Origin of the sequence: Mesorhizobium sp. M4A.F.Ca.ET.020.02.1.1 (genome assembly GCF_004022645.1) — a bacterium.
Lineage (GTDB): Bacteria > Pseudomonadota > Alphaproteobacteria > Rhizobiales > Rhizobiaceae > Mesorhizobium.
Genome location: NZ_RZOI01000477.1, coordinates 1 through 4,847 on the forward strand (window position 1 = coordinate 1; position 4,847 = coordinate 4,847).

5 protein-coding genes are annotated in these 4,847 nt (G+C 66.1%); all 5 read right to left on the bottom strand.

All coding sequences use genetic code 11. From position 1 onward, the window contains the following. The coding region (locus EN742_RS24560) for a PAS domain-containing hybrid sensor histidine kinase/response regulator (RefSeq protein WP_148670231.1) at positions 1-1,809 on the bottom strand (1,809 nt) is incomplete at its 3' end. Between the two features lie 87 nt (positions 1,810-1,896). Beyond that, positions 1,897-2,886: an MDR family oxidoreductase gene (locus EN742_RS24565; protein WP_128333381.1), complete on the bottom strand. Its 990-nt coding sequence runs from the start codon at positions 2,884-2,886 to the stop codon at positions 1,897-1,899. Positions 2,887-2,940: 54 nt separating this feature from the next. Further along, the gene (gene lspA / locus EN742_RS24570; RefSeq protein WP_128333382.1) at positions 2,941-3,423 is read right to left on the bottom strand and encodes a signal peptidase II; all 483 of its coding nucleotides are present in this window, start codon (positions 3,421-3,423) and stop codon (positions 2,941-2,943) included. 68 nt (positions 3,424-3,491) lie between these two features. Then, positions 3,492-4,340, bottom strand: a complete 849-nt coding sequence (locus EN742_RS24575; RefSeq protein ID WP_126058289.1) for an RNA methyltransferase — start codon at positions 4,338-4,340, stop codon at positions 3,492-3,494. After that, on the bottom strand, positions 4,341-4,847 hold a 507-nt coding region (locus EN742_RS24580), incomplete at its 5' end, for an RsmD family RNA methyltransferase (RefSeq protein ID WP_189375551.1). It abuts the gene before it with no gap.

The following is a 4,847-nucleotide window of genomic DNA, read 5'->3' on the forward strand; positions in this document are numbered from 1 at the left end:
GACCGACCGCGGCATGCTCGGCGAATTCCGCGCCAGGAAGGTGGCGTAGCCGTTGGCGCGGAATTCGCCGAGCATGACGCGGTCGGTCGCCGCGCTTAACGTGATCGCCTCACAGTCGGCAAAACCGTTCTGGCGCAAGCGCTTGAGCAAGCGCCCGTCGCTGTTTTCCATGGCGGCATCGACCAGTAGAACGTCGCAGCCGGTGGCGAAAGGCGTTGCCTGGGCAAGCGTCGTCGCCAGGTCGACGGCGCCGCCATGGGCGCGGATGGTGCGCGCGATGGCGTCGGCCTCGACCGCGTTCTTCGACACGATCACGGCGCGCCGGCCGGAGAGGATGTCCTGCCGGTTCTGCGGCGGCTCGGTTGCGGCCACGGCCGGAAGCTCGAAGACGAATTCGGATCCCTCGCCGAGCCGGCTCGACACTGAAATCGAACCGCCCATGGCGGTGACGAGGCGCCTGGATATGGCAAGGCCGAGGCCTGCGCCGCCATGCACCCGGGTTGAGGTGCCGTCCGACTGTTCGAACTCCTCGAAGATGCGTTCCATGTCCTCTTCGCGAAGCCCCGGACCAGTGTCGGTAATGGTGAAGCAGATGCGGTCGGTGGTCTCGGTGCGCGCCCGCGCGACACCGAGCAGCACGCCGCCGGTGTCGGTGAATTTGATGGCGTTGCCGATGAGGTTGAGCAGCACCTGGCGCACCCGGCCTGGATCGGCGGTGATCATCTGCGGGACGTCCGGCTCGACATGGCAGCCGAGGCCGATGTTCTTGGCGAAGGCCTTCGCTGCCATCAGTTCGATGATGTTGTTGGCGATTTCGCGCACCGACGTCGGCTGCGGCTCGGGGTCGAAGCGGCCGGCCTCGATCTTGGAGTAGTCGAGTAAATCCTCGATCAGCGCCAGCAGCGCGCTGGCCGAAGTCGAGACGGCTCCGACATAGGTGCGCTGCTCGGGCGACAGATCGGTGTCGACCAGCAGCTTGGCCATCCCCATGATGCCGTTCATCGGCGTGCGGATTTCGTGGCTGACGGTGGCGAGGAAGCGCGACTTGGCCTGGCTGGCATATTCGGCGCGCTCGCGGGCGGTGATCAGCGAGGATTCGGCGCGCTTGCGAGCGGTGATGTCGCGCGCGATAGCCCGGTGCGAGACGGCGCCATTGTCCTTGTCGCGCACCGACAGCTCTATCCAGGAAAACCAGCGCGGGCCGTTCGACGTGCGGACGGCGACGTCGGTGGAGCTCAGGCATTCATGATCAGAGAAGGCGGCGTCGGGAACGATTCCGACGTCGATGCCGAGCTCCGACAGCGTCTTGCCGGCAAGATCGCGCTGGTCGACCTCGACGAGGTCGGCGAAAACCTTGTTGGCATAGACGATATGGCCGTCGCGATCGCGATGGACGACGAGATCGCCGAGCGCGTCAATCAGCCCGCGAAACCGCTCCTCGCTTTCCTGCATCTCCCACATGCGGTCGGCGAGGGTCTCGATCTCGGCGCGGCTGCGGGCGGCGGTCTCGTCGAGCAAGTCCGCGGCCAGGCGTTCGTTGCGTTTGTTGCGCAGATGCATGCCCAGGCCGGCGAGGCCGGTCACCAGCAGACCGAGAGTGACGAAGATCGGCGCGCCGGTGAGATGAGCCAGACCCGCCAGCACGGCGATGGCGACGACGGTGAGGAAAGGCAGGCCTTCGGGATTGGCAGGCGGCAGTACGGGCGCCAGCGGCGGCGCGGTGACAAGCTGCCGCTTCGGCGCAGCAGGGTCCGGCCCGTCCACGCCATCGGCACTCTCCGCCGCCTTGATGCCGGATTCCGCGATCATGCGGAAAGCCATGCCACAGAGACATTATGGAAGATTGCGGCGGATCGCTCGAATTTTAACGGTCGCGCGGTTTTTGCCCGTCAGCGCTCACATATCGACAACGACGCGACCCCTGATCCTGCCGTCGACGATATCACGCGCGGCGTCGATTATATCGTCAAAACCGATGGTCCTGGACAGCGTCGCGAGCTTGCCATGGTCGAGGTCGGCGCCGATGCGGCGCCACGCCTCCAGGCGGACCGCCTTCGGCGCCATCACCGAATCGATGCCGAGCAGTGAGACGCCGCGCAGAATGAAGGGAGCAACGCTCGCCGGCAGGTCCATGCCGCCGGCAAGCCCGCAGGCGGCAACCGCGCCGCCGTAGGCGGTCATCGACAGAACATTGGCCAGTGTGTGGCTGCCGACCGCATCGACGCCGCCGGCCCAGCGCTCCTTGGCGAGCGGCTTTGCCGGCTGGGTGAGTTCATCGCGCGAGATCACCTCGGCGGCGCCGAGGTCGATCAGATAGGGGCTTTCGGCATTGCGGCCAGTCGAGGCGATGACATGGTAGCCGAGGCTGGAGAGGATCGAGACCGCGACTGAGCCGACGCCGCCGGCCGCGCCCGTCACCACCACCGGGCCGCGATCCGGGACGATGCCGTGCCGCTCGAGCGCCATGACGCTGAGCATGGCCGTGTAGCCGGCAGTGCCGACCGCCATCGCATCATGCGGGCTGATACCTTCGGGCAGCGGCACCAGCCAGTCGCCGTTGACGCGGGCGCGACCGGCAAAGGCGCCGAAATGCGTTTCGCCGACGCCCCAGCCATTGAGGATCACCCTGTCGCCCTTGCGCCAGTCGGCATGCGAGGAGGAGATCACCGTGCCAGCGAAATCGATGCCCGGCACCAGCGGCCAGCGGCGGATGACCGGCGCCTTGCCGGTGATCGCCAGCCCATCCTTGTAGTTGACCGTCGTCGCCTCGACGGCGACGGTGACGTCGCCCTCCATCAGTTCGGCTTCGGTGAGGTTGATGACCGCGACCGACTGCTTCTTGTCGGCGTCGCGCGAAACGAGGATGGCTTTGAAGGTTTCGGACACTTTTTTCTCCCCGGTTGTGCGGTGCCTGGACTGTGCGGCGGCGGCTGCGCGCGGTCAATCTTGCGAGGGCTTGGGCTCGCGCCGCCAGCCGACAAATTCGTCGAAGAGGACAAGCGCGGCACCGACCGAGATGAAGGCGTCCGCTAGGTTGAATACGGCGAAGGACCAAACCGGCGTGTGGAACAATATGTAGTCGATGACGTGGCCGTAGACGGCGCGGTCGATCAGGTTGCCGAGAGCGCCGCCGATGATCAGTGCAAAGCCAATCCTGGCAAGCACATGGCCCGCCGGCGTGCGCGTTGCGAGGTAGAGCACGAAGGCGACGACGAGGACGGCGATCACCACCAGGCCGGTATCGCCGAAAGACTGGAACATCGAGAAGGCGATGCCCGTGTTGTAGGTGCGGAACAGCGCCAGGAAAGGCAAAAGATCGACCTTCTCCTGAAAGTCGAGGCCGCCCTCCACCAGCTGCTTGATCCACTGGTCGAGCGCAATGGCGACGACGACCAGCAGGGCATAGGGGGACCAGAACCTCACGATTTGATGCCCTCTTGTTTGACCATGATCTTGTCCGAAAACCGGACGCCGCCATTTGGGATCATGGTCTAGTCCGGCCCCAGCTTCAGCGCGCCGCGGCGGATCTCGAACAGCATGATGCCGGTGGCGACCGCCAGGTTGAGCGAATCGGCGCGGCCGGCCTGCGGAATCCTGAGCAGCCGGTCGCAGCTTTCGGCAAGGCTGTCGGGCAGGCCCTGCTGCTCGTTGCCCATCAAAAGCAGCACCGGTCCCCTGGTGAAATCGACTGAGCGATAGTCAACCGCGCCCTTCAGATGCGTGCCGGCGACGAGGCCCGGAAACCCCTTGCGCCAGGCAAGGAAAGCCTCCGGCGTCGCCCTGGCGACCGGCACGGCGAAGATCGAGCCCATGGTGGCGCGCACGGTCTCGACGGCAAAGGGGTCGGTGGTGTCGCCGACCAGGATGACGCCCTTGGCGCCGACCGCATCGACGGTGCGGATGACGGTGCCGAGATTGCCGGGGTCGCGCACCCGGTCGAGCGCCACCCAGACGTCGCCGTCCGAAGCGCGGATATCCTTCAGCGGCAGGACCCTCTGGGCAAAGACCCCAACCACCATTTGCGGGTTGTCGCGGCGGGTGATCGCCGCCAGCACCTTCTCCGAGACTTCGAGCACGGTGCCGCCAGCGGCGACGGTGCGCGCCGCGACCTTCTCCACCGCCGCGTTGCCGCGTCCGGCCTTGGCGAAGACCAGCGTCTTGATCGACCAGCCGAGGTCGAGCGCGTCGATGACCAGCTTCAGGCCTTCGGCCATGAAGGCGTTCTGCTGTTCGCGGAATTTTTTCAGCGCCAGCGCCTTGATGTCCTTGACCAGCGGGTTGGCGAGGCTGGTGACTTCCTTCACCTGGCCGACGGCGCGCGAGCTCTCATAAGCGTTCATTCAAGCCACCCAGCGCGAGAACAGCGAGGTCGACAGCGCGCGGCCGGCGGATTTTTCGCGGATGATCAACTCGCCCGATTCGACCGTGCCACCCATGCCGGCGAAAGTATCGCGCATCAGGGCATGGATGGCGAAGAAGGAGGCGCGGATCGAATAGGCGGTCAGCACGACGGCAAGCGGCTTCGGCGTCAGGATCGAGCGGCAGAGGTCGGTCAGGCCGGGCAGGTCGTCGAACAATTGCCAGACCTCGCCCTTCGGTCCGCGCCCATAGGCCGGCGGATCGAACAGCACGATGTCGTAGCGGCTGCCGCGGCGCTCCTCGCGCTCGGCGAATTTCACGGCGTCCTCGACGATCCAGCGGATCGGCTTGCTGCCGAGCCCCGCCATCTCCTGGTTTTCCCGGGCCCAGCCTATGGCCTTCTTGGACGCATCGACATGGGTGACCTCGGCGCCGGCGCGCGCCGCGACCAGCGAGGCGAGGCCGGTATAACCGAACAAGTTCAGTAC

Bases quoted from the DNA above. Each gene is read 5' to 3' on its own strand.
- EN742_RS24575 (WP_126058289.1), bottom strand. From the start codon at position 4,340: ATGAACGCTTATGAGAGCTCGCGCGCCGTCGGCCAGGTGAAGGAAGTC.